The 23,222-nt window shown below is 35.2% G+C and carries 18 protein-coding genes; 12 read left to right on the top strand and 6 right to left on the bottom strand.

Annotated elements, in window-relative coordinates; translation table 11 throughout:
* The first annotated feature begins 7 nt into the window (after nt 1–7).
* From BN988_RS13565 to BN988_RS18945, 8 genes are all read left to right on the top strand, one after another.
* Entirely contained in the window at nt 8–373 is a 366-nt protein-coding gene (locus BN988_RS13565; protein WP_031538017.1) for an ArsR/SmtB family transcription factor, read from the top strand.
* Nucleotides 366–2,780 (top strand): heavy metal translocating P-type ATPase, encoded by a 2,415-nt coding sequence (locus BN988_RS13570; RefSeq protein ID WP_035416501.1) that lies wholly within the window; start codon nt 366–368, stop codon nt 2,778–2,780. Before BN988_RS13565 ends, BN988_RS13570 begins: the two co-directional genes overlap by 8 nt.
* Before the next feature lie 78 nt (nt 2,781–2,858).
* Nucleotides 2,859–3,476, top strand: coding sequence for a CadD family cadmium resistance transporter (locus BN988_RS13575; protein ID WP_031538015.1), 618 nt, complete (start codon nt 2,859–2,861; stop codon nt 3,474–3,476).
* Nucleotides 3,477–3,645: 169 nt separating this feature from the next.
* Nucleotides 3,646–4,689: a flavin-containing monooxygenase gene (locus tag BN988_RS13580; RefSeq protein WP_031538014.1), complete on the top strand. Its 1,044-nt coding sequence runs from the start codon at nt 3,646–3,648 to the stop codon at nt 4,687–4,689.
* A 263-nt stretch (nt 4,690–4,952) separates the two neighbouring features.
* Complete coding sequence (locus BN988_RS13585; RefSeq protein ID WP_036577308.1) at nt 4,953–5,204, top strand: hypothetical protein; 252 nt, start codon at nt 4,953–4,955, stop codon at nt 5,202–5,204.
* A gap of 154 nt (nt 5,205–5,358) precedes the next feature.
* Nucleotides 5,359–5,787, top strand: a complete 429-nt coding sequence (locus BN988_RS13590) for a hypothetical protein (protein ID WP_036577309.1) — start codon at nt 5,359–5,361, stop codon at nt 5,785–5,787.
* A 76-nt stretch (nt 5,788–5,863) separates the two neighbouring features.
* Nucleotides 5,864–6,916 carry a hypothetical protein gene (locus BN988_RS13595; RefSeq protein ID WP_036577310.1) on the top strand — a complete coding sequence of 351 codons (1,053 nt, stop codon included), beginning with the start codon at nt 5,864–5,866 and terminating at the stop codon, nt 6,914–6,916.
* A 154-nt stretch (nt 6,917–7,070) separates the two neighbouring features.
* Complete coding sequence (locus BN988_RS18945) at nt 7,071–8,408, top strand: GIY-YIG nuclease family protein (protein WP_147629721.1); 1,338 nt, start codon at nt 7,071–7,073, stop codon at nt 8,406–8,408.
* On the opposite strand, the gene BN988_RS13605 is transcribed toward BN988_RS18945, so the two are convergent.
* The 4 genes from BN988_RS13605 to BN988_RS13620 all read right to left on the bottom strand — a co-directional run bounded on the left by BN988_RS13605 (nt 8,336) and on the right by BN988_RS13620 (nt 12,819).
* Nucleotides 8,336–9,658, bottom strand: coding sequence for an ISL3 family transposase (locus BN988_RS13605; RefSeq protein ID WP_009374086.1), 1,323 nt, complete (start codon nt 9,656–9,658; stop codon nt 8,336–8,338). The genes BN988_RS18945 and BN988_RS13605 overlap by 73 nt on opposite strands.
* 159 nt (nt 9,659–9,817) lie before the next feature.
* The gene (gene merA, locus BN988_RS13610; RefSeq protein WP_002440486.1) at nt 9,818–11,458 is read right to left on the bottom strand and encodes a mercury(II) reductase; all 1,641 of its coding nucleotides are present in this window, start codon (nt 11,456–11,458) and stop codon (nt 9,818–9,820) included.
* Nucleotides 11,459–11,486: 28 nt separating this feature from the next.
* Nucleotides 11,487–11,879 carry an Hg(II)-responsive transcriptional regulator gene (merR, locus tag BN988_RS13615; protein WP_001863748.1) on the bottom strand — a complete coding sequence of 131 codons (393 nt, stop codon included), beginning with the start codon at nt 11,877–11,879 and terminating at the stop codon, nt 11,487–11,489.
* A gap of 538 nt (nt 11,880–12,417) precedes the next feature.
* Nucleotides 12,418–12,819 carry a hypothetical protein gene (locus BN988_RS13620; RefSeq protein ID WP_036577311.1) on the bottom strand — a complete coding sequence of 134 codons (402 nt, stop codon included), beginning with the start codon at nt 12,817–12,819 and terminating at the stop codon, nt 12,418–12,420.
* Between the two features lie 700 nt (nt 12,820–13,519).
* Here BN988_RS13620 and BN988_RS13625 point away from each other — a divergent pair.
* The 4 genes from BN988_RS13625 to BN988_RS13640 all read left to right on the top strand — a co-directional run bounded on the left by BN988_RS13625 (nt 13,520) and on the right by BN988_RS13640 (nt 21,877).
* The gene (locus BN988_RS13625) at nt 13,520–15,112 is read left to right on the top strand and encodes a hypothetical protein (protein WP_036577313.1); all 1,593 of its coding nucleotides are present in this window, start codon (nt 13,520–13,522) and stop codon (nt 15,110–15,112) included.
* A gap of 400 nt (nt 15,113–15,512) precedes the next feature.
* Complete coding sequence (locus BN988_RS13630) at nt 15,513–17,522, top strand: type I restriction-modification system subunit M (RefSeq protein WP_036577314.1); 2,010 nt, start codon at nt 15,513–15,515, stop codon at nt 17,520–17,522.
* Entirely contained in the window at nt 17,522–18,862 is a 1,341-nt protein-coding gene (locus tag BN988_RS13635; protein ID WP_051557949.1) for a restriction endonuclease subunit S, read from the top strand. The genes BN988_RS13630 and BN988_RS13635 overlap by 1 nt, the downstream gene beginning before the upstream one ends.
* 18 nt (nt 18,863–18,880) lie before the next feature.
* Nucleotides 18,881–21,877, top strand: a complete 2,997-nt coding sequence (locus tag BN988_RS13640; protein WP_036577315.1) for a type I restriction endonuclease subunit R — start codon at nt 18,881–18,883, stop codon at nt 21,875–21,877.
* A gap of 71 nt (nt 21,878–21,948) precedes the next feature.
* Here the strand turns inward: BN988_RS13640 and BN988_RS13645 are convergent, their stop codons facing one another.
* Both BN988_RS13645 and BN988_RS13650 read right to left on the bottom strand, forming a co-directional pair.
* Nucleotides 21,949–22,227, bottom strand: coding sequence for a hypothetical protein (locus BN988_RS13645; protein WP_036577316.1), 279 nt, complete (start codon nt 22,225–22,227; stop codon nt 21,949–21,951).
* On the bottom strand, nt 22,220–23,191 hold the full coding sequence (locus BN988_RS13650) for a ParM/StbA family protein (RefSeq protein WP_036577317.1): 972 nt from the start codon (nt 23,189–23,191) through the stop codon (nt 22,220–22,222). The genes BN988_RS13645 and BN988_RS13650 overlap by 8 nt, the downstream gene beginning before the upstream one ends.
* Nucleotides 23,192–23,222 lie beyond the last annotated feature (31 nt).

Here is a 23,222-nt window from a genome sequence, read left to right on the forward strand (position 1 = left end):
GGTAATTATGATGAAAGATATGTGTGAAGTTACCTGTATTCACGAAGATAAAGTAAACAGGGCTAAAAAAGACCTTGCTAAACAGAATCCTATGGATGTAGCGAAAGTTTTCAAGGCTCTGTCAGATGATACAAGGGTTAAAATTGCTTACGTTTTATCTTTAGAGGGAGAGTTATGTGTTTGTGATGTAGCGAATATTATTGAATCTTCAACGGCTACGGCATCCCATCATTTAAGATTATTGAAAAACCTAGGTATAGCAACATACCGTAAAGAAGGAAAATTAGTCTATTATTCACTAGATGATGAGCATGTTAAACAGCTCGTAGAAAAAGCCTTCGAGCATCAGAAGGAGGCTACGAAAGTTGGATAATACAGCAAAAACCTTAATAGAAGATAAAAATGTTTATCGTGTGGAGGGTTTCTCCTGTGCAAACTGTGCAGGGAAATTCGAAAAAAATGTAAAACAACTACCAGGAGTACAGGATGCTAAAGTCAATTTTGGAGCTTCTAAAATTGATGTATTTGGAAATGCAACCGTTGAAGAACTAGAAGAGGCTGGTGCTTTCGAGAATCTTAAAGTGGTACCAGAGAAAGCAAGAAGACGGGTCGAACCTGTGGTAATTGAAGATAAAAATGTTTATCGTGTTGAGGGATTTTCCTGTGCAAACTGTGCTGGAAAGTTTGAAAAAAATGTAAAACAACTATCAGGAGTTCAGGATGCAAAAGTAAACTTTGGAGCTTCTAAAATTGATGTTTTCGGAAATACAAGCCTTGAAGAGCTTGAAAAAGCAGGTGCTTTCGAGAATCTTAAAGTATTTCCTGAAAAACTGGCGAATCAAACGACAAAAGAGACCAGAGAGGACAACAAGGTTCAAAAAGAAGAGAAAATACCATTTTATAAAAAACATAGTACATTACTGTTTGCCACATTACTAATTGCTTTTGGTTACCTTTCTCACTTTGTAAATGGAGAAGATAACCTCGTAACTTCCATGTTATTTGTAGGTTCAATTGTAATTGGCGGATATTCACTATTTAAAGTTGGTTTTCAAAATTTGATACGCTTTGATTTCGACATGAAAACCCTGATGACAGTTGCCGTTATTGGAGCTGCCATCATCGGTGAATGGGCAGAGGCGTCCATTGTTGTCATTCTGTTTGCAATCAGTGAAGCTCTTGAACGTTTCTCTATGGACAGAGCAAGACAGTCCATTCGTTCATTGATGGATATTGCCCCAAAAGAAGCACTTGTTAGACGAAATGGTCAGGAAATAATGATCCATGTAGATGATATTGTTGTAGGCGATATTATGATTGTCAAACCAGGGCAAAAAATTGCCATGGATGGGCTAGTTGTTAATGGCTTGTCGGCTGTCAATCAGGCAGCTATAACAGGAGAATCAGTCCCTGTTTCCAAAACGGTAGATGATGAAGTATTTGCAGGTACGCTTAACGAAGAGGGATTACTTGAAGTAAAAATCACCAAATATGTAGAAGATACAACCATTGCCAAAATTATTCATCTTGTTGAAGAAGCACAAGGGGAGCGTGCTCCAGCCCAAGCATTCGTAGATAAGTTTGCAAAATATTACACTCCGATCATTATGGTTATTGCAGCCTTGGTTGCAGTCGTTCCACCTTTATTCTTTGGTGGAGGTTGGGATACATGGGTTTACCAAGGATTAGCAGTACTTGTAGTTGGGTGTCCTTGTGCATTAGTAATTTCTACTCCAATTTCGATTGTTTCGGCAATTGGAAATGCTGCTAAAAAAGGTGTGTTGATTAAAGGCGGTGCCTATTTGGAGGAATTGGGAGCCATCAAGGCAATCGCATTTGATAAAACAGGAACACTGACAAAAGGTGTACCAGTGGTAACAGATTTTAAAGTATTAAATAATCAAGTGGAAGAAAAAGAGCTATTTTCCATTATTACAGCTTTAGAATATCGTTCACAACATCCACTTGCTTCAGCAATTATGCAGAGGGCTGAGCAAGATAATATTCCTTATTCGAATGTGCAAGTGGAAGACTTCACTTCGATTACTGGGCGAGGTATAAAAGGGGTTGTAAACGGAACAACTTATTATATTGGTAGTCCCAGACTTTTTAAGGAATTAAATGTTTCCGATTTTAGCCTTGAGTTTGAAAACAATGTGAAAATCCTACAAAATCAAGGAAAAACAGCCATGATCATTGGAACGGAACAAACAATCCTCGGTGTAATTGCGGTTGCAGATGAAGTACGTGAGACAAGCAAAAATGTGATTCAAAAACTTCACCAGTTAGGAATTAAGCAAACAATAATGCTAACTGGTGATAATCAAGGTACCGCAAATGCAATTGGTGCACATGTAGGCGTATCTGATATTCAATCCGAACTGATGCCACAGGATAAATTAGATTTTATTAAAAAAATGCAATCGGAGCATGGTAACGTAGCTATGATTGGCGATGGCGTTAATGATGCTCCTGCACTTGCTGCATCCACTGTCGGAATAGCAATGGGCGGGGCTGGTACAGATACTGCAATCGAAACAGCTGATATAGCCTTAATGGGAGACGATTTAAGCAAACTTCCATTTGCAGTAAGACTCAGTCGAAAAACGCTAAATATCATCAAAGCTAACATCACTTTTGCTATTGGAATTAAATTAATTGCTTTACTATTGGTTATTCCAGGCTGGTTAACGCTTTGGATTGCTATTCTTTCAGATATGGGAGCTACTATTTTGGTAGCATTAAATAGTTTACGACTGATGAGAGTGAAGGATAAATAGGTACTATATGTGTGAAATTTACGGAAGGGCTTTTCAATTTGAAGAAAAGTCCTACCCTAAAATATTGGAGATGGAAAAATGATCGCAACGATACTGACGGCTGCTGCGGTATATGTAGCAACAGGAATTGATTATCTCGTCATATTAATTCTTTTGTTTTCGCAAGTAAAAAAAGGTCAGGTAAAACATATTTGGATAGGACAATATATAGGGACTGCAATTGTGATAGGAGCAAGTCTTTTAGTTGCACAGGGGGTTGTGAATTTAATTCCGCAGCAATGGGTTATTGGACTACTTGGACTTTTACCACTTTACTTAGGTGTGAAAATATGGATTAAAGGAGAAGAGGATCAAGATGAAAGTAGTATTTTATCCTTATTCTCCTCTGAAAAATTTAATAAACTATTTTTGACGATGACTTTCATCGTATTGGCTTCCAGTGCGGATGACTTTTCCATTTATATACCGTACTTCACGACCTTAAATATGTCTGAAATCTTTATTGCTTCTATTGTCTTTTTAATTATGGTTGGAGTTTTGTGCTATGTCAGTTACCGTCTAGCTTCATTCGATTTTGTATCGGAAACAATTGAAAAATATGAACGTTGGATTGTACCAATTGTATTCATAGGGTTAGGGATTTATATATTGTTTGAAAATGGAACATTTAATGCTTTATTCTCATTCCTATTTTAACAAACGGGTGCTTATCTTAAAAGATAAGCATTTTTTCTTCTTGAATTTATTAAAGACAGAATTGTTGAATAGAACTCTTAAAGTGCTTGAGTATAAATAGTAATTAAATTACGATTGATATATGAGCATGTATTCATATATTAATCATAAAGTATTGGAGAGACGAAAAATGTATGACACAATTGTAATTGGTGCTGGTCAAGCTGGTCTTTCGATAGGCTACTATCTAAAAGAATATAATCATAACTATATTATTTTAGATAAAGGGAGCGAAGTGGGAGAAATCTGGAAAAAGAGATACGATTCTTTAATTTTATTTACCCCTCGAATTTATAACTCTTTACCTGGAATGTCTTTTGAAGGAGATAAACAAGGTTTTCCTACTAAAGATGAAGTTGTTACTTATCTAAAAAATTATGTCGAGAGATATGAGATACCAATTCATTTTCATACAGAAGTTGTAAGCGTCTCTAAGTTGAATGGTAACTTCTTAATAAAAACAAATCAAGGTGAATATCAAGCAAAAAATATTGTTATTGCAACTGGTCCTTTCCAAACACCTAAAATCCCATTATTTTCAAAAGAGATACCATCTACTATTAATCAAATTCACTCATCACAGTATAAAAATTCAAGTCAATTGTTGGATGGGAATGCGTTAGTAATAGGGGGAGGTAATAGTGGAGCACAGATAGCTGTGGAATTGTCTAAGGAAAGGGATACTTACTTAGCAGTTAGTAAAAATCTTAGTTACTTACCATTAGTTTTAATGAGAAAGAGTATTTTTTTTTGGTTTGATAAATTAGGAATATTGAAGGCAAACAGTAATTCGAGACTTGGAAGAATAATTCAAAAGAAAGGAGACCCCATATTTGGCTTTGAATTAAAACGGGCAATTAAAGAAAATGAAGTGAAAGTTAAGAAAAGGGTTATTGGTGTAAACAAAAATAAGATTAAATTTGAAGATAATACAATGATTAAAGTATCCAATATTATATGGGCAACAGGATTTGAAACCGAATTTCCTTGGTTACAAATAGATGGGGTTCTGGATAACGAAGGCAAAGTAATACATAGTAGAGGAGTATCAAAAATTCAAGGGTTATATTTCATTGGTTTACCATGGCAATATCGACGTGGATCTGCTTTATTACAAGGTGTAGGATATGATGCAAAACATATTGTTAAAAAAATAGAAGAAAGGTTATATTAACGAACTGGTGCTTTAGTTGAAGAATGAAATAAAATTGGACCATACATATTAGATATACCTAATATGTATGGTCCTTTTAATTTCAACTGTTTCACTTGCCTAACCTAAATATAACATTGGCTATATCAATATATGGATGATCGTGATGGTGATGGTATGGTAGGTGAGTAAGTAAGTCACTAAATGTACCCAATTACTTTGTGAGCTTCCAAATGCTAAATCTCTTTTGGTAGAATTAGTCTAATATAAAGGAGGTTGTTTTAATGGTAGACTATAATAATTATTGTAGCGTCCTCTTCTTTTTTGAAAATGAAGAAGGAAAAGGTATTATAATGAACTATGAGAGATCTCAATCTGTTGACGATAATACGTTGACTGAAGAAGCGAAAAACAATGCAAAAGATATGATAAAGAAAAAATTAAATGGTGCTAATGAATTAGTAGCAATAGCGATTGCAAGAAGTGAAATGCAGCATAAAGACATTATGAATAAAGCGAAAAATGGTTTTAGATAAACAAGGTGATCAGAATTAGATCTCCTTTTTCTTTTGGAAAAATATAATAGTATTGTTGGAATATTATGTTAGTATTGAAATAGAAATATTGTGCTAAGGGCAGGTTGGTTGAATAAGCAAATTCTATAAAAATACAATTTTTAGAGGTGTAGCTATGAGTGAAAAAGTGGAGATTGATGAAAACTTAATAAAACTCAAGGAAAACAATTATGATCTAACTGAATTAACATCTACAGAACTTGAAATCTTACTAAAATATTCTCCTGAAATCATAAAAGCAATTATTAATATGGGAGAAGTAGGCTCGAAATCTCAAGAAAAAGTATATAGTACAATTGACAAAGCAATAGAGATTTTTTCTAACCAACTAAAAGACTCAAGTTTAAGTGAAGAAGCAAGAGACAAACTCAATGACCGTATTGAGCGTATGGTTGAAAAATCTTATCAAAAAGATACTGAATTTAAAAGATGGATGGTTGCCTCAGTCTGGGTAGGAGTAGGTGGAGCAGCTTTAACATTAGCAAAAAACCCTGAAATGAGAAAGGCGGCATTAAAGTTAATATCCAAAGATAAACCAATCTAATATTAAGTCTGGATTGAATTTATTATTTCTACTAATTAAACAGCGACAATAGATGCAAACAAAGAGGGATAAAAGGGTGGAAAATTTAAAAGGCTATGCGACATATCATATTTTTAACACACTACAGGCTCAGTTAATTCGTGATATTAGAATTGATGAGAAATTCTATTTCGATTCTAGAGAAGATCCTAGTTTTATGAATTGGGTTGATAAGGATGGCTATGGTACTACTTCATATCAAATTCAACCAGAAAATAATGATATAGAAAATATGTTATTAAACAATTTTAAAAGAGCCAATGAGTTAATCATTTATGCCCAAAATGAGGATATGGCAGAGGATATTAGAAATCTGGTACATGGTGGAAGACTTCTAGGCTACCCTTCCTTATATGATCATCCGAGTATTGAATACATAATGGATTTAGAACACGACTTCGTTTTTTATGAAAGATATAAGCAAAATTCTATTTGTGAGAATATGGTATTTGCCTGTTTAGTGGCGATAAGGGCATGGGAAAGTCAAAACCTTATTTATTGTATAGAAAAGTATAGATTTAGTCTACAACTAGATTCGTTTTCGCCTCATTCGGCTTCTCCAAAACATGGTCAAGTTTTTTTCATTGGAGAAAGAGGACACTCTTATCATGTTACCGCAGCTTATGCTTTTTTAAGTGCTTACTCTATTATAGAAGAGTTGGGACTTGAAATACGGTCAAGCTCTAAAAAACCACGCTTTTTAAATAGTGGTGATTGGAATCCTGTTGTTAAGGAAGATGTATTACAAAGACTTTCTAAAGTAGGAATTTCCTCAACCGATACTATGACTTGGTTAATAAGAGGTAAACCAAGTCAATTGTATAATAGCATCAAACCTAAACTAGGGTTTGACTCAAAGTGGAATGATGGAGAAGAGGTACATGATCCAGAAATGTACATATTTGATGCAATTCATTATTGCAGTTATATTAGGAATTTTTTTGTTGCACACAAATTTGATGAGGTTATTCGCTACATTAACCCATATGACATTCATAATGTTCAAATGTTAGCTAGAAGGTTGATACTAGGAAAATTAGGACTTTGGAAATTTGATGAAGAAAACCCTGAAAAATATATAATAAGTTAAATAAATAAACCATGTTCAAGATGGTAGTAGTAGTGATATTGCTAAGTTGTACAACAGACGGTATAAAAGAATATTCAACAATCGGGTACATTACTTCAAGAAGGATAAATGTAAATCAAGAATTCTTATCTACTGAGTCAAAGGGGATGTCGAAATGGGCTTATTCAGTAAGTTGTTTGGGAAAAAGAGAGCGGAAAGGCATCATGACATACAGAATCATAATGAAGCGATGAACGAATTACGAAAGCCGATAAAAACGATAACCAGCACGAATAATGGTAGTGGTATGGGACTATCTTTGAGTATTTCATCTGATAAAAGCAACGGTATCTCTATCTCTACGTCACCTGTTGGTGTTTCAACTGAAAGTACTGCAACCGACTTTTATGTGTATGAATGGTTCATTAAGGATACAGGAGAGGTGTTCTATGTCGGGAAAGGACGTGGCAACCGGTATAAAGAGTACCATGTACGAGCCTATGAAGCAGAAAAAATCCGTAAAATGTACGAAACTGATGTCCGTTTTGTAAAAAAGGATTTAACCGAAGAAGAGGCAATAGAGTTAGAATCTCAAGAAATGACACGAATACTAAATGAAACCAATGATAGATTAACCAATCAAATTGTTCCTTTAATGACAAAAAGAGGGAATGGATATGATCGGGGTCCAGGTACACCTAAGTTACAATTTGAAACAGCTCCGTACCTTTATCCAAGTGAGATTGAAGAGCATTACTTTGGAACGAAGCCTAGAGCTTTTGATGAGGTGGAGTACAACAACTTAAAGGCGGTTGTATCCATTGATCGAAACATGCGAGATGAAATTGACATCATCTACGATGGAAATTTAGAGAAGTACCAAAGTGAAACCAAAGCCTTATTGGAAGCCAATGGAAATAAGATATTAAAAAGTAAATATGCAAAATCCGTTACTGCTTGGGTATATATTGGAGATGATTATGTAACGAATTATGAGTCTGACCAGGAACAAGCATTAGAGAAATTAGGGAGAAATGTACCTACCTATCACTTAATAGATGTTTGGAAGTTGTTGCGAGAAAAGTATGGCGAAGTGGACATAGAATCTAAAGAAGAAATAGTTATTGATCCAATACATAATAGAGTTTCACTAAAAGACATAAAGAATCTTAACGACTGGTCTAAAGGATTTGATGAAGGGAAACCGTATTGGGATAAAGGAGATCGAGAGAGAAAAGACGGAAACCTAGAAAAAGCAATTGAGTTATTCGATAAAGCACGATATAACGGGTATAACGCACCAGCATTATATAATTCATATGCGATGTCCTATCGAAAACTAAAAGACTACGATAATGAAATTGCTATCCTAGATGAAGCAATGGAACGATTGCGATTAGAAGAAAATAAGGGTATTCGGATTTTATGGTGGAAAAGGGCTTATAAATCACCCTTCTCCAAATTCTTAATAAGTGTGGAAAAATCGACACCAAAGTTGTCTGTAATGTCGTGATCATTCACTTCATACCAATTGAAAGTATCGTATAACATAGCTTTATTGAAAGCACTTGAATTAAATCGTGGCTTACGCTTTTTATGGAGCTTCTCATTGAAAAGGATTTTGGCTCGTAAGGCATCAAACGAGTAACCTCTACCCATTCGCTCTACCTGCCTAATAATGCTGTTAATTGACTCCGTATAAGCATTAGTGAGCCTTTTATCAAAGTAGTTGAATATTTCGACATGCCAGTTGTCTACGGCTCTCACGAGGTCTTTATATGCGTCTTTAGAGTTGCTGGACATACAACGGTGTCTCCATTGACTATAACGAAGATGACCTTCATCTGGATCAGGAGTATCCCATATCCAGTAAAACTCTTCTTTGAGTTCATAGGCTTCTTTTAAAGCAGGAAGATTACCTAACCAAGTATCTAAGAGGAATGATTCACGTTCATTTAGATCGTGTTTACGCTTTAGAAGGATAAACCTTTCACGCATAAGGGTACGTCTTTCTTTTTGGCTCATATGGGCTTTCAAAGACTTTCTGACGTTATCTAAGGCTTGATTAGCCATTCTAACTACATGAAACTTATCTACGACAACTTTAGCGTGTGGAAGGATAGTGTTCACTGCGTCTTTGTAGGGCTTCCACATATCCATTGTGACGTACTCAATGTAAGTCCTGTCACTGATTTCTGAAAGACGTTGGATGACTGTTTCCTTGTTACGGTTAGGCTTGATGTCATAAATAGTCCTGCGTTCAATATTAGTCAATACAAGCCGAGGTCTACGGATAATATGTATCTCGTCTATCCCAAGCCACTTAGGAGTTTCAAACTGGTATTCACGTTCTTTGAGTGCCACATAGTCCTTAAAAACGTTCCTAATGGTTTTCTCGTCAACACCAACGCTTTCTGCGACTTCTACAAAGGTCTTAGACATGGATTGCTCTTGAATGGACTTTAAAAGCCTTTTGGTCATACTACGCTTTTCATCTACAGATATTAGGCGTTCCCAGAAGGTAGATCCGCATTCACGACACTTGTATCGTCTACGGTTCAATTGTAAGCCCACTCGCTTTAAACGAATGGGCAAATCCATAATTAGTTGATTTCTTGAACTGTGTTTGTACAACTTGTCAAAACCACATTCAGGACAACGTTCAGGTGGTCCGACTGCTTCAACTTTAAACATCATATCGGTTTCATTTTCTTGTGGCGGTTCTATTGTTTTAATGTCTGGTAGGGATAATAAGTCTGACATATTATTCATCCTTTATTACTCTGCGGTGTTAAGGTATCAATTATAGATTTGATGTCGAAATCATCAGTGTTAAATTATTTTTGTGACCACAAATGCACTTAGAAAATCCCTTAAAGCATTAGCTGGTTCACTTGAATAGGGAGTTGTAAAAAAGTTCCCTTAGCCTGCACAACAAGATAATTTCGAAATATCTTTATCGAACGTAAGTGCAGCTAATTTTAGCCCTTCAGCCATTGTTAAATATGGTGCTAGGGTTTCTGTTAAATCTTCTATCGTTAAGCCAAATTTAACAGCTAATGATGCTGCATAGATGACATCTCCTGCATTCTCAGATACAATATGAACCCCTAATACTTTTAGTGTTTCTGCATCTGCTACTAGTTTAAATACACCGGTTGTTTCACGGTTTACAATTGCTCTTGGAACAGCATCTAAAGGTAATACAGATGTCTTCACATCATACCCTTTCTCTTTTGCTTGTTCTTCTGTTAAACCAACCGTTGCAACCGTCGGATTCGTAAACGTAACAGCAGGAACTACCGATAAATCTATTTTTTTGTTTAATCCACCAATAGCATTATCAGTAATAATTCCACCTTCATAGGCTGCTACATATACAAATTGTGGTCCTAAAGTCACATCTCCTGCTGCATAAATCTTTTCATTACTTGTTTGACCAAAATCATTGATCAGGATTTCATTATTTTTTCCAGTTTCAACACCTGCTGCACTTAAATTTAAAGAATCCGTATTTGGTTTTCTTCCAGTGGCAACAAGTAACTGATCTGATTCAATGACTTCTCTACTGCCATTTACTGTTACGTAAACCCTTTTTATCTCTCCACTTTGTTCAACACGCTCAAAAGTTGCCCCTTTGACAAGGTTTATACCCTGTTCAATTAACGCTTTTTCAACTGACTCTGAAATCTCAGGATCATACTCCTTTAAAAGTCGCTCACTTCTTTGCATAAGCGTTATTTCTGAACCTAAATGATGAAATAGTTGTCCAAGCTCCATTCCAATGTATCCTGAACCAATTACAGTTAATCGTTTTGGTATTTTCTTTAACTCAAGAAGTGTTGTACTAGTTAAATAGTCCATTTTTTCAAGTCCTGAAATTTGGGGCAACGAAGGCGATGCACCTGTTGCAATTAAAAAGCGTTTTGCAGATAACTTTGCCCCATTGACCTCAACCGTACTAGCATCAACGAATTTTGCTTCACCTTTAATTAAATCAAAATTATATTCATCAATTAAATCCATATATTTTTGATTCCGAAGTTCGCTCACCAATTTATCCTTTTGCGTGATTAAACTAGCTAAATCCACTTCTCCAGCGGATGTTTGTAAACCTATAAACGGATTGTCTTTTGATAAATGATTGATTTCCCCTGCCCTAAGAAGAGTTTTTGACGGAACACAGCCAATATTCACACAGGTTCCCCCAACCGTTCCACGCTCAATCATTCCAACTTTTGCACCGTATTCTATAGCTTTAATTGCCGAAGAAAAGGCAGCAGCACCAGAACCAATAATAAGAAGGTCATAATTGTCTTCATTAATTAACGCCACGTTTTCTAGTGATGATACTTCTTCAATTTCTCCGGCTTGGTAATTTGCTTCATCAATCGCCTTTATTGCACTTTCAACCTCAATATCATCGGGCAGTTCAAATACTGCTTCACCACGACGATAACTAGACTCAATATTTTTAGCACCTATCTTTTCAAGTGCTGATTCTACGTGTTTTTCACAACCCGTACAAGTCATTCCTGAAATGTTTACCTTAAATTTATTCATAAAAAAGCTCCTTTCGTTAATTAATCTCTCATGTTAATGTTTCTATTATTGGACACGAATGTAATTGCTTTTCATCTGGACATCGTTGTTTTAAGTCGTCTAACATAGTTTCAATTCGTTTTAAATCCTCTATTTGTTTTTGCACTTCCTTTTGTTTTTTAGAAACAAATTCGAACATATCTTGACAACGAACTTCATCTTTATCTACAACACCAAGTAATTTATAAATCTCGCTTAAAGAAAAACCAAGTTCCTGTATTCGTTTAATAAACCCAACACGCTTAACGTCATCATATGAATATATCCGATAACCAGCTTCCGTTCGGTGAGGTTCTTGTAATAAATTTTTTCGCTCGTAATATCTGATCGTTTCTTTATTAACTCCACATTTATCTGCAAACTCACTAATGCGATAAATCATCTTATTTCACCCCATGAATATTATAAACCGTGTACCATAGTACACGGTCAAGTAAATTGGACTATTTTATTTTTTTCCCAAAGTATCACTCGTATGTGATTGATACTTTTATATAATACTATTGATTATCCTAACATCCCACCAGAAAATCCGATTTAAACACCAGTTGTTTTTAAACTATTAAGAAAGTAATTCCACTATATATTCCGAAGACCCGAAAATAATAATGTGACTACCATCCTCAAATTTAAGGAGCGACGTGATAAAGCACTTGCTTTAAAAAGCTCGAATCGCTAAAGGGATTATCTATTGGCCAATGAGTCGAACAGTTCATTGTTAAGATAAAAAGAATATTGAGATGACATACCAAATAAAATAACAGTCAAACATAGTGTGATAATAGAAAAAGGAGCTAGTGATGATTAGCTCCTTTTCTTTGTGATTGCTACTATAATTCTATTGATTGTAAAATTACCGGATACCCCCGTTTGCTCTTAAAATACTCACCCTATGCTATCTTTGCCACAACGGGATATGTCTAAGAAGTAACTAATGATTTGTGATGCTCATTGTCCATACATTTAATCAGGAATGCAGCGTATTGCTCAAGCATTTCGTATTCTGATAAAGATAATGTATGATTATGGGCGACCTTGTTTCGGATTGGGTAAAGTTGATAAAGTTTTGTGTATAGTTCCGAGGGTATGTTTTTGAAGGCGTTTGGATAATTTCTAAAGTAGCTTTCGTATTCGCTAAACAGGAGACTTTCAAATGCTTTTGAAGGTGGGCGTTTTAGTACTTTTCTTGGAGCATAGTGGTGCCAATGGATTCCGTAGCATTCTTCCATTTTTTCCTTTATGTAGATCCGCATGGAGTTTTCTAGCTCATATAATAATCCGTATGCTGTTTGCATTAATTTAACATCTTGTTCTGTAATCAATAAGCTACACCTCTTTACATATTTAAATAGTAGTTTTAATTGATTTAATGATACATTATTTTATCTATTCTGACAATAACAGGATTACCGAAACATAACCCTATATAAGTAATATAAAAAATCAGCTTTGGTGTTTTAATAAGTAAAAGAGTCCCTATGACTGGAATAGTCAATAGGTAGGACTGCAAGTATGTTTTCGAGAAAGGTAACTGTCTCGAGTCTATAGGATGTTAGAAAAAATCAAGATATAGCAAGGATTTGGATGAAATTTCTGCATAACTGCAAGATTGAACGAAGGAAATATCCAAAGTTTATCTAAAACTGCACGAAATAGCGGAACATTGATCCAAAGTTTGGAGGAAAGATAGAAATAAAGCGGAAAGTTTGGCCAAAGGTTTAAATAAAACTGCAAGATTGAACGAAGGAAGTATCCAAAGTTTATTAAAAACTGCCTGAAGTAACGGAAAACTGATCCAAAGTTTGTGACTAACAGAGGCAATGTAATTTCAAGAAAGTTTTGATCCTTCCAAGAGTTAACACTTATGAGGTTAGACCTAGCTGGAGTCACGTCTCCTCTCTAAGTTCCAACTAATCATGTTACTCGAACCTGCTAAGACATTAAAAAATATATAAAACCTTTATTGGAAAGTAGTATATGGGATAGTAACACTGTAATTATTTCCATGGGAGGTTTATTGTTGTGAGTTTAGCAGTTCAGGAATTTCAAAAACAAGATTCAGAGTCCAAACGTGCCATTGACAAATATTATGAGAGTCATAAAGAAGAATTGCTGAAGTACCCCAATTTAGTACCAACTTTTGATTTTAAAACGAAAAAAGTATATTGTGTCTACAAACCAAGAAGTGTAGATAACCTATTGAAGATGATGATAAATTTACGAAAGGAGGAAGTAGATAGAAATCTCAAGAAATTTGGTTATTGGGAGAGAAGACATTATGTCTATCGACAATTAAACTTAAAAGAAAGTAAAAAATCGAAAAAGGTATGCTCCTCAAAACAATCTAATCCTCGAATTAATGAATTTACGGAATTAGCTAAATTTTTCAGCTTCGCTTTTGATGTTAATGCAGGTGTCTTCGTTCATTTGTTAAATAAGGAAACCGGTGACACCTACTATCAACCCACAGAATCCCTAAAAGATAGTATAAAGTTATCCACGATCTTACAATCCCCACGCTTTAATCGTAACATTGACTTAATGTATTCCCTCTCAACTTTCAAAACGATGAAGAGTGCTACAGATGAAAATGTATATTCCATTCCTCTGATACAAATTGATGTTGATTATCGCAAAATTAAACAATATAAGAAAATGACACCTCAACAAGTATGGCAAATAATTCTTGAAGAAGAAGTTGGAAAAACGATTCCACATCCCTCAGCTATCGAATATGGTCATCAACTAAGGCTGCTATATAAGATTAAGGACCTATACATTAAAAAGGGCTCTGAAGCATCCAAAAATATTGCTAGGAGAATTTCGAAGGTGTTTGCTAATCGGTTATCTGAATATGGTGCGGAATATCAACCAATCACATCACATGGACGAATTTTAGGCAGCATAAATAGCAAGGATGGTAGCACTATTAAAATGAAAGTATTTGGCCATGATTTTACTATTGAAGGCATAAAGGAGGAGTGGTTAGATCCATTACCAAGTTGGTACTTAGAATGGAAATCCAAGCAAAAGAAAAAAGGCAAAATCATTCATCTTCACAATACCCTCACGCTTAACAAAAAAAGATTAAGAGACTTCTTCCGGATTGTCGATTATTTTGATGGTGATTTAGACGGTAGAAGGTTCCTATGTTTCATGGTCCGATCCCACGCTCTATTAGCTGGATATTCACCAGATGAAGCAAAAGACATGATGTTCGAACTAAATGAACGTTTCAAAACCCCATTAAAAAAATCCTCCATCGACCAAGATACTCGGAACGTAGAACGAAAGCAGTATGCCCCTAAAAATCAAACAATTTTAGAGCATCTTAGCATTCCACCACAAATGGAAGAAAAGTTACAATTACAAACAATTATAAGTGCTGGCGAGAAAAAGAGAAGGAACCGAGTGAAGAAAGCAAGCCAGTACAGAGAAGAAGTATATGGCAACCTCCATATTAGCAAACGCATACTGATAGAGGAGGAAAAGCAAAAAATAATAAACCTCCTGTCCCAGGGTGTTGTAAAAAAAGACATTTGTATTAGGCTAAGCATCCAACCTAAGACACTACAAAGAAGAATAAGAGAGTTGAAAAAAGAAGGTAGACTATAATGACCTTCTTTTTTTAATTGATATTGTAAGCCCTAATTTAGATTTTATATTTTAGGGGCACTATTCATTCTTCCAACAGTGGACATTTTTCTCCTCTTATATGGGAGTACTTAGGCGGGACAGTGCCACCGCATAGAAGAATAAGGCATATACTAAGTAAGCCGAACTCAGTCAATTATATAAGGCACTGAGAAATAGGCTAACTTCATCGCCCAGCAACACCTGTACGTTATTTCTCTTTTATCAAGGTACTAATGCTCTAACACAGGGTTCAAAGGATTTCGTGGTACTTAATTGATAACATAGTCTAAATTTCCCACCTTATTATTTGGGTGAATATTTGGTAGTATAATAGAGGTAGGTTATATAAATTGGTTTTTACATAAAGGAGTTTCACATGATGATAAATTTTCAAGAAAAAGTTTCTTTTATATGGTCTATAGCAGAGTTGCTTAGAGGCCCATATAAGCCCGAAGATTACGGGAAAGTAGTTTTACCAATGGCTGTATTAAGACGTTTTGACAGCGTGTTGGATAGCACTAAAGAAGAGGTGCTAAATCAGTATGAGCAATTTAAGGATATCCCAGAAGAGTCAAGAGATGAAATACTTAACAGAGTGGCAAAACAAAGATTTAGTAATGTAAGTAAATATGACTTCTCTAAATTGCTAAGTGATGCAGATAACATAGCTGATAACTTGCGAGATTATATAAATGGGTTTTCTAAGACAGCAAGAGACATCATCGAGTATTTCGATTTTGATAAGCAGATAGATAAGATGGAGCGTAACGATTTGCTATACCTTGTTGTAAAACGGTTTAGTGAGATAGACTTACATCCAAGTGTCGTATCTAATGTAGAAATGGGATACATATTTGAAGAGTTAATTCGTCGTTTCAGTGAGCATGCAGAGGCTGGTGATCACTACACTCCTCGTGAGGTCGTACGTTTGATGGTAAATCTATTATTTTTAGATGATGAAGATATTTTAACGAAGCAAGGGATAACACAAACATTATATGATTCATGTGCAGGTACAGGTGGTATGGGCTCAGTTGCTCAAGAATACCTAAAGGAATTAAATCCAACAGCAGAGTTAGAATTTTTTGCTCAAGAATTCAATGAGGAATCTTATGCTATTAGTAAGGCTGATGTTTTAATTAAGGGAGAGGAAGCCAAGAATATTCGTTTTGGGAATACTTTATCAAATGATGCCTTTTCTGAAATGACCTTTGATTATCTAATAACTAATCCACCTTATGGAGTGGAATGGAAGCCAGCAGAAAAAGCGGTGAAGACTGAATATGAGGAAAAGGGTTATAACGGAAGGTTTGGAGCAGGCCTGCCTCGTATAAGTGATGGACAACTTCTTTTCTTGCAGCATCTTGTATCCAAAATGAAACCAGTCACGGAAGATAATCCAAAAGGATCCCGTCTTGCCATTATCATGAATGGGTCTCCTTTATTTACTGGAGATGCGGGTAGTGGGGAATCTGAAATACGGAGATATTTAATCGAGAACGATCTGGTTGAAGGAATTGTTGCTATGCCAACTGACCTATTTTACAATACTGGGATTTCAACGTATGTATGGATACTAACTAATAACAAAAGTTCACTTCGTAAAGGGAAAATCCAACTTGTAAATGCCGTAGATTTTTATCAAAAGATGAGAAAGAGTTTAGGTAGCAAACGTAAGGAACTATCTGAGGAGCACATTGCTGAAATAATTAGATTATATGGTGATTTTAAAGAAGGAAAACAGGTGAAGATCTTTGATAATGAAGACTTTGGTTACCAAAAGATAACAGTAGAAAGACCGTTGCGTTTAAACTTCAAGATTAATGAGGAAAGAGTAGAAGAGTTAGATAATCAAACTGCTTTTGCAAACTTAGCTAAGTCCAAGAAAAAGGGTGAAGCAGGATTAGAGGCTATAGAGTTAGGAAAACAACAGCAAAGAAATTTAGTGAATGCTTTACTATCAATGAAATCAGATGAGACATATATGAATAAAGAAGTGTTCACGAAGAAGCTGAAGAAGAAATTTAAAGAAAACGATATAAAGGTCGGTGCCCCCTTATTTAAAGCTATTCTAGCTGCATTGTCTGAGAAAGACGAGACTGCCGATATTTGTTTGGATAGTAAGGGAAATCCTGAGCCAGATGCTGATTTACGTGATACAGAAATTGTGCCATTGAAAGAATCTATTCATGACTACTTTGAAAGAGAAGTAAAACCACATGTTTCAGATGCTAGGATTGATGAATCTAAGACAAAGGTAGGATATGAAGTTCCATTTACACGTCATTTTTATGAATATAAGGAATTGAGAAGTTCGGAAGAGATAAACGAGGAAATAAAAGAGTTGGAAGAGAGTATTTTGGAGAAGTTGAAGAAGGTGATGGAGTAATGGAATCAAACTTACCACAATATGAAGCATACAAAACATTAAGAAATCCGATTTTAAATAATATCCCTTCTCATTGGATTTTTACAAAATTAAGATATGTAACAAAAATACTAACAGATTATACAGCGAATGGTTCATTCAAAAGTTTGGCGGAGAATGTAACATATTTAGATTCACCCAATTATGCTAGATTGATCCGTTTGACTGATTTAAGAACGGATTTAAAAAACAATAACGGAGTGTATGTAAATGAAGACTCATATAGGTTTTTAAGAAAGTCTAGTTTACATGGTGGTGAATTTTTAATTGCGAATGTAGGGGCATATTCTGGGCTTGTAGTACAAATGCCGGATGTTGATTACCGAGCTACGTTGGGTCCAAATATGATGATGGCTAAGTTTGATAATTCAAAAGTGGAAAATAAGTTTATGATTTACGTTGCAAATAGTGAATATGTTCAATCACAATTTTCATTAAAGGCTAATGCTTCTAGTGCACAACCGAAACTAAACAAAGAAGACTTTAGAAATATCTATTTTGCAATGCCCCCACTAGAAGAGCAATCGGAAATTTCGTTATTTCTTAATGACAAAACTTCTGAAATTGACTCACTAATCGCCAACAAAGAAAAGCTCATTGAATTACTTGAGGAAAAACGTCAAGCAATTATTACCGAAGCGGTGACAAAAGGATTAAATCCTGATGTAAAAATGAAGGATTCGGGTGTTGAGTGGATTGGGGAGATACCTGAGTATTGGGAAGTAAAGAAAATGAAGTATTTAGTCTCTTTAAGAAATCATAAGGTAGTTGATGATGAGAAATTACCTTATGTTGGTTTGGAGAATATCGAATCAAAAACAGGAAAATACAAACCGATTATTGATTTAGAAGAAGTAAGTGTAGAAGGCACATCAAACATATTTTATTCTGGTGATGTCCTATTTGGAAAGCTAAGGCCATACTTAGCTAAATGCTATGTTCCTTATTTTGATGGTAAGAGTACAACTGAACTACTTGTACTAAACGTAAATCAAAACTTAATATCAAATGAATACTTGCAATTTGTATTGCTATCAGATAGATATATTCAAATAATTAATTCTTCTACATACGGTGCTAAGATGCCAAGAACAAATTGGGAATTTGTCTCAACATTGTCTGTACCTTTACCTGATTTAAGAGTGCAACTAGAAATCGTTAGTAGTATAAAAGATAAACTTCAAGCTGTTGATGAATTAAGAGAGAAACTTAAATCTCAAAATGAAAAATTAAAAGAATACCGTCAATCTCTAATTTATGAAGTAGTTACAGGAAAGATTGACATTAGAGAACATATATAAAAATATGGAGGTGAGAAGGTGAGCATTGACTATTCTGAAAAAGGTTTTGAAGCTAATATAGAAGCTAATCTGATTAATTCAGGTTATATTCAAAGAACCGTTTCTGGTCAATCCTTAGAGGATTTTAGAAAGTACGCAATTGATGTGGGGACTTTTTTTGAGTTTCTGGAGAATTCCCAACCGAAATCACTCGAACGTTTACGAAAAGCCTATAAAGACCAATACAAAAAGAAAATCTTAGACCGAGTGCACAAGGAACTGGATAAACGTGGAATGATAGACTGCTTGAGGCATGGGATAAAGGATTATGGCGTAAACCTAAAACTGGCATACAACAAGCCTGTCAGCGATATGAATCAAATGCTAATAGATCTCTATGAGAAAAACATCTTTACGGTTAGTAGACAAGTATTCTACAGTAGTAAAAAAAATAATAGCATTGATATGATGCTCTCTCTTAATGGTTTACCCATAGTTGTTCTGGAGTTGAAAAATCAACTAACTAATCAAACGGTAGAAGATTCCAAGAGTCAGTTTAGAAAAGATCGGGATCCTAGAGAGTTGTTATTCCAGTTCAAGAAACGATCCATTGTTTACTTTGCTGTAGATACTGATGAGGTTTACATGACAACACAACTGAATAGAGATAAAACGTTCTTTTTGCCCTTTAATAGAGGAAATGATGGAGGAAAAGGCAATCCAGTTGTCTATAATGACTACCGTACTTCGTACTTATGGAATGATATTCTTCAAAAAGATAGCTTACTAGATATTCTCTTTCGATTCGTCTATGTAAACCAAGAAGACATATTGGATTCTACTGGAGAAATTATAGATAAAAGAGAAACGGTTATCTTCCCTCGCTACCATCAGTTGGATGCAGTAAGAAAAATAGAGCTAGATGTGAAAGAAAAAGGGGTCGGCCAAAACTACTTGATACAACATAGTGCGGGTAGTGGTAAGACCAATAGTATTTCTTGGTTAGCTCATCGTCTTGCTAAACTCCATGATGAAGAAGCTAATGCCATGTTTACGAGCGTAATTGTTATTACGGACAGAAGAGTATTAGATAAGCAGCTACAAGATGCCGTCTATCAATTAGAGCATAAAGCGGGAATGGTAGAGAAAATAGATAAAGATTCTGCACAATTAGCTAATGCTATTGCTGGAGGAACTAGGGTGATTATCACTACGTTACAGAAGTTCCCATTTATTATAGAAAAGTTAGGGGAGTTTTCTGCTGGTAAGTATGGAATAGTAATAGATGAAGCTCATTCATCCCAGGGCGGAAAGGCTTCGACAGCAATGACTAACATCTTATCGGATAAATCGCTAGAAGATGCTTTTGAGGCCGACAGATTAGCAGAAGAAAATATGGAAGACGTAGACGAGAAAATTGCAGAAACTATCGCAAAAAGTGGGAAACAGGCTAACATCTCTTTCTTTGCTTTTACTGCTACACCAAAACCGAAAACGATTGAACGGTTTGGAACCTATGATAAGGATGGAATGCCACATGCTTTCCACGTCTACTCTATGCGACAAGCAATTGAAGAAGGTTTCATTTTAGATGTATTAAAGAATTATACAACGTATAAAACCTTTTATAAAGTGGCCAAAAGTATTGAAGATGATCCAGAGGTTTCTAGTAAAAAGGCAACAAAGCAAATAGCGAAGTATGTATCTTTACATCCACATAACGTAGCTCAGAAAACGGAAATTATTGTGGAACATTTCCGACAAGTAACTAGACATAAGATTGGCGGGCGTGCTAAAGCTATGGTAGTTACAGGTAGTCGTCTTCACGCTGTTAGATACAAGCAAGCATTTGATAAGTATATCAAAGCAAAAGGCTATGGTGATTTAAACACTTTAGTAGCATTTTCAGGAACAGTTGAGGATAAAGGTGTACCCTATACAGAACCAGAGATGAACGGATTTGGAGAAAAAGAATTACCAGATAAGTTTCATACTGATGATTATCAAGTTTTATTGGTTGCAGAGAAATACCAAACTGGTTTTGATGAACCGTTACTTCACTCTATGTATGTTGATAAGCCACTAGATGGGATAAAGGCTGTACAGACACTTTCTAGGCTAAACAGAACTTGTAAGGGTAAGAATGATACCTTCGTACTTGATTTTGTAAATGAGGCAGAAGATATACAAAAGGCATTTCAACCATATTATGAAATCACGGGATTAGAAAGCACAACAGATCCCAACTTGCTCTATGATTTAGAAAGAGAATTAGATGCTTGTCAGGTGTACACAAAGGAAGAAATCGAAGAGGTTTGTAAATTAGAATTTAGTGAAAAAAGGAAAACAAGTAAGACACAGGAGAAGTTGAATTCTATCCTGGATAAAGCGGTGAATCGTTATAATAAAGAACTATCAAAAGAACAGCAAGAAGATTTTAAAGGAGCTACTACCAAATTTGTTCGGACATATTCTTTTATCTTGCAGATAGGTCCATTTGCAGACATTGATCTTCACAAGTTATATGTCTATCTAAATTATCTGTTAAGAAAGCTACCTAAAAATGTTTCTGACGGTGTGTATCTGGCTGATGATGTTGCACTGCAATACTATCGAAATGAAAAAGTATTTGAAGGTAACATATCACTTAATCCTGATGGAGAAACTAAATTAAAGCCTGCAAGTCATGGAAAAGGGCAATCAGGAGATGAGGAAAAAGAAAGGCTCTCTTCGATTATTGACCGATTGAATGAACGATTTGGTACTGAGTTTTCGGAAACAGATAAATTATCCCGAGAACAGATAAAAGAAGATATGATTAATAATGAGGACTTAGCTCAAAAGGCACAGAGTAATACAAGGGAGAATTTTAAGTTTTCCTATGAAAAAGCATTTTTGGATTTTGTTATTTCAAGAATGTCGCAAAATGAAAAATTCTTTATGAAGATGTTAGAAAACGGCGAATTTAGATCGTTTATTATGGATGATATGTTTGAAGAAGTTTACGATGGCTTAAATGAGCGGACAGTTTCATAAGTTAATACAGTGATGAACCACATAATAAAAAGGGACCCTTCGTTTGGGGTCCTTTATGTTTGTGTGAAGAATTAGAAGAGGTCCATAATGATCTCCTTATCTTGCTCATCAATAAATTTTTTAGCTTCTTGAGCACCTGTATTATCAATATGTAATCCGTCTTCTTTCATTCTCTTTGCTACATATTCATATATTTGCTCTAAATCTGAGGTATCTTGTTTTTCCTTGTCATTTCGAATCAATTCCCGAATATAGGCACTTAATCCAATTGACTTTCTTTTGTTCTCAATGTACTGAATCAACTCAGAGTCTTTAGAGAGAATGCTAATGGTATATCTAGCATTAGGCATATTTGACCTCGAGAATTTTGAGGAAAGAGAGGCAATTGCTGTAGAGGGGATTGTCGATAATGACTGCATGGGGAAATAGCTGCTTAATGTACCTTCTTAGAGTAATGGATCCACCTCCTACAAAGTGGATTTCCGACATATTGAAAGTATATCCACGACTCTTGGCGAATTGAACGATTTGTTGCAGGTGATCGTACTTTAGTTCTTCAATAAATACCTTACTATCTTCAAAAATTTCTCCTTTACTCGCAAAGTATCCACTTCTCAATACGTGTTCAAGGTCATCAGAGGAAACAGAAAGTCCATAGCGTTCATTGATAGCTTTTCCGATTTTGCCGAGAAGGATTTTGACACCTAAATCTGATGAAATCATTGTGTTTACCATAGGTTGCACGCCTTTAAACTGGCAATATGTACAGTTTAAACCTCCTACATCTATCACTGTTGTATATCCTTTTCTGTATTTTTCAGGTTTGGCGTACACTTCACCCATACCTTCAAATGCGATGGTAACATCCGATAAGTCAATTGAGAATGCTTTTCCATTTACGATTAAGTGGATTGTTCGATTTTCATTTTCAATCATAGATTTGAAATTCTCTTTTTGAATCTTATCTTTGTAGGCGGAAATTGGTACATTGATGGCCAAGCGGATATCAACGTAACTTGGAGCATTTGCCTTTAGGAGAAGGTTGGTAATAGCTGTGTAAATGGCTACTTTATGGATGAGTGAGTTTTTGGTTAAGTTGAAATCAGAGTAACTTTCAGAGACCATTTCTCCTAGAAGAAATTCATCTCCCTTGTACTCGACTAGATAGGAGTTCGGTTGAATTTCTACTCCGAATCTTTTAACTTGTTGCATTCTCGTTGGAAAAGTTGTTGTGTAAGTTCTACCTTTCCATTTTGCTAGGCCCTTGCTATTTGCTTTGCCGCAATCTACGGCAATTAAAATCTGTTCTTTCATGTAAAACCACTTCCTTTTATTTAATAGATTT

It is taken from the genome of Oceanobacillus picturae, assembly GCF_000612865.1.
GTDB lineage: Bacteria > Bacillota > Bacilli > Bacillales > Amphibacillaceae > Oceanobacillus_B > Oceanobacillus_B jordanicus.

Excerpts from the sequence above, each read along its gene's own strand:
- BN988_RS13585 (WP_036577308.1), top strand. The coding sequence starts at position 4,953 with ATGGTAGACTATAATAATTATTGTAGCGTCCTCTTCTTTTTTGAAAAT.
- BN988_RS13605 (WP_009374086.1), bottom strand. The coding sequence starts at position 9,658 with ATGTCAGACTTATTATCCCTACCAGACATTAAAACAATAGAACCGCCA.
- BN988_RS13590 (WP_036577309.1), top strand. The coding sequence starts at position 5,359 with ATGAGTGAAAAAGTGGAGATTGATGAAAACTTAATAAAACTCAAGGAA.
- BN988_RS13565 (WP_031538017.1), top strand. The coding sequence starts at position 8 with ATGATGAAAGATATGTGTGAAGTTACCTGTATTCACGAAGATAAAGTA.
- BN988_RS13650 (WP_036577317.1), bottom strand. The coding sequence starts at position 23,191 with ATGAAAGAACAGATTTTAATTGCCGTAGATTGCGGCAAAGCAAATAGC.
- BN988_RS13630 (WP_036577314.1), top strand. The coding sequence starts at position 15,513 with ATGATAAATTTTCAAGAAAAAGTTTCTTTTATATGGTCTATAGCAGAG.
- BN988_RS13580 (WP_031538014.1), top strand. The coding sequence starts at position 3,646 with ATGTATGACACAATTGTAATTGGTGCTGGTCAAGCTGGTCTTTCGATA.
- BN988_RS13575 (WP_031538015.1), top strand. The coding sequence starts at position 2,859 with ATGATCGCAACGATACTGACGGCTGCTGCGGTATATGTAGCAACAGGA.
- BN988_RS13635 (WP_051557949.1), top strand. The coding sequence starts at position 17,522 with ATGGAATCAAACTTACCACAATATGAAGCATACAAAACATTAAGAAAT.
- BN988_RS13645 (WP_036577316.1), bottom strand. The coding sequence starts at position 22,227 with ATGCCTAATGCTAGATATACCATTAGCATTCTCTCTAAAGACTCTGAG.
- BN988_RS18945 (WP_147629721.1), top strand. The coding sequence starts at position 7,071 with ATGGGCTTATTCAGTAAGTTGTTTGGGAAAAAGAGAGCGGAAAGGCAT.
- merA (WP_002440486.1), bottom strand. The coding sequence starts at position 11,458 with ATGAATAAATTTAAGGTAAACATTTCAGGAATGACTTGTACGGGTTGT.
- merR (WP_001863748.1), bottom strand. The coding sequence starts at position 11,879 with ATGATTTATCGCATTAGTGAGTTTGCAGATAAATGTGGAGTTAATAAA.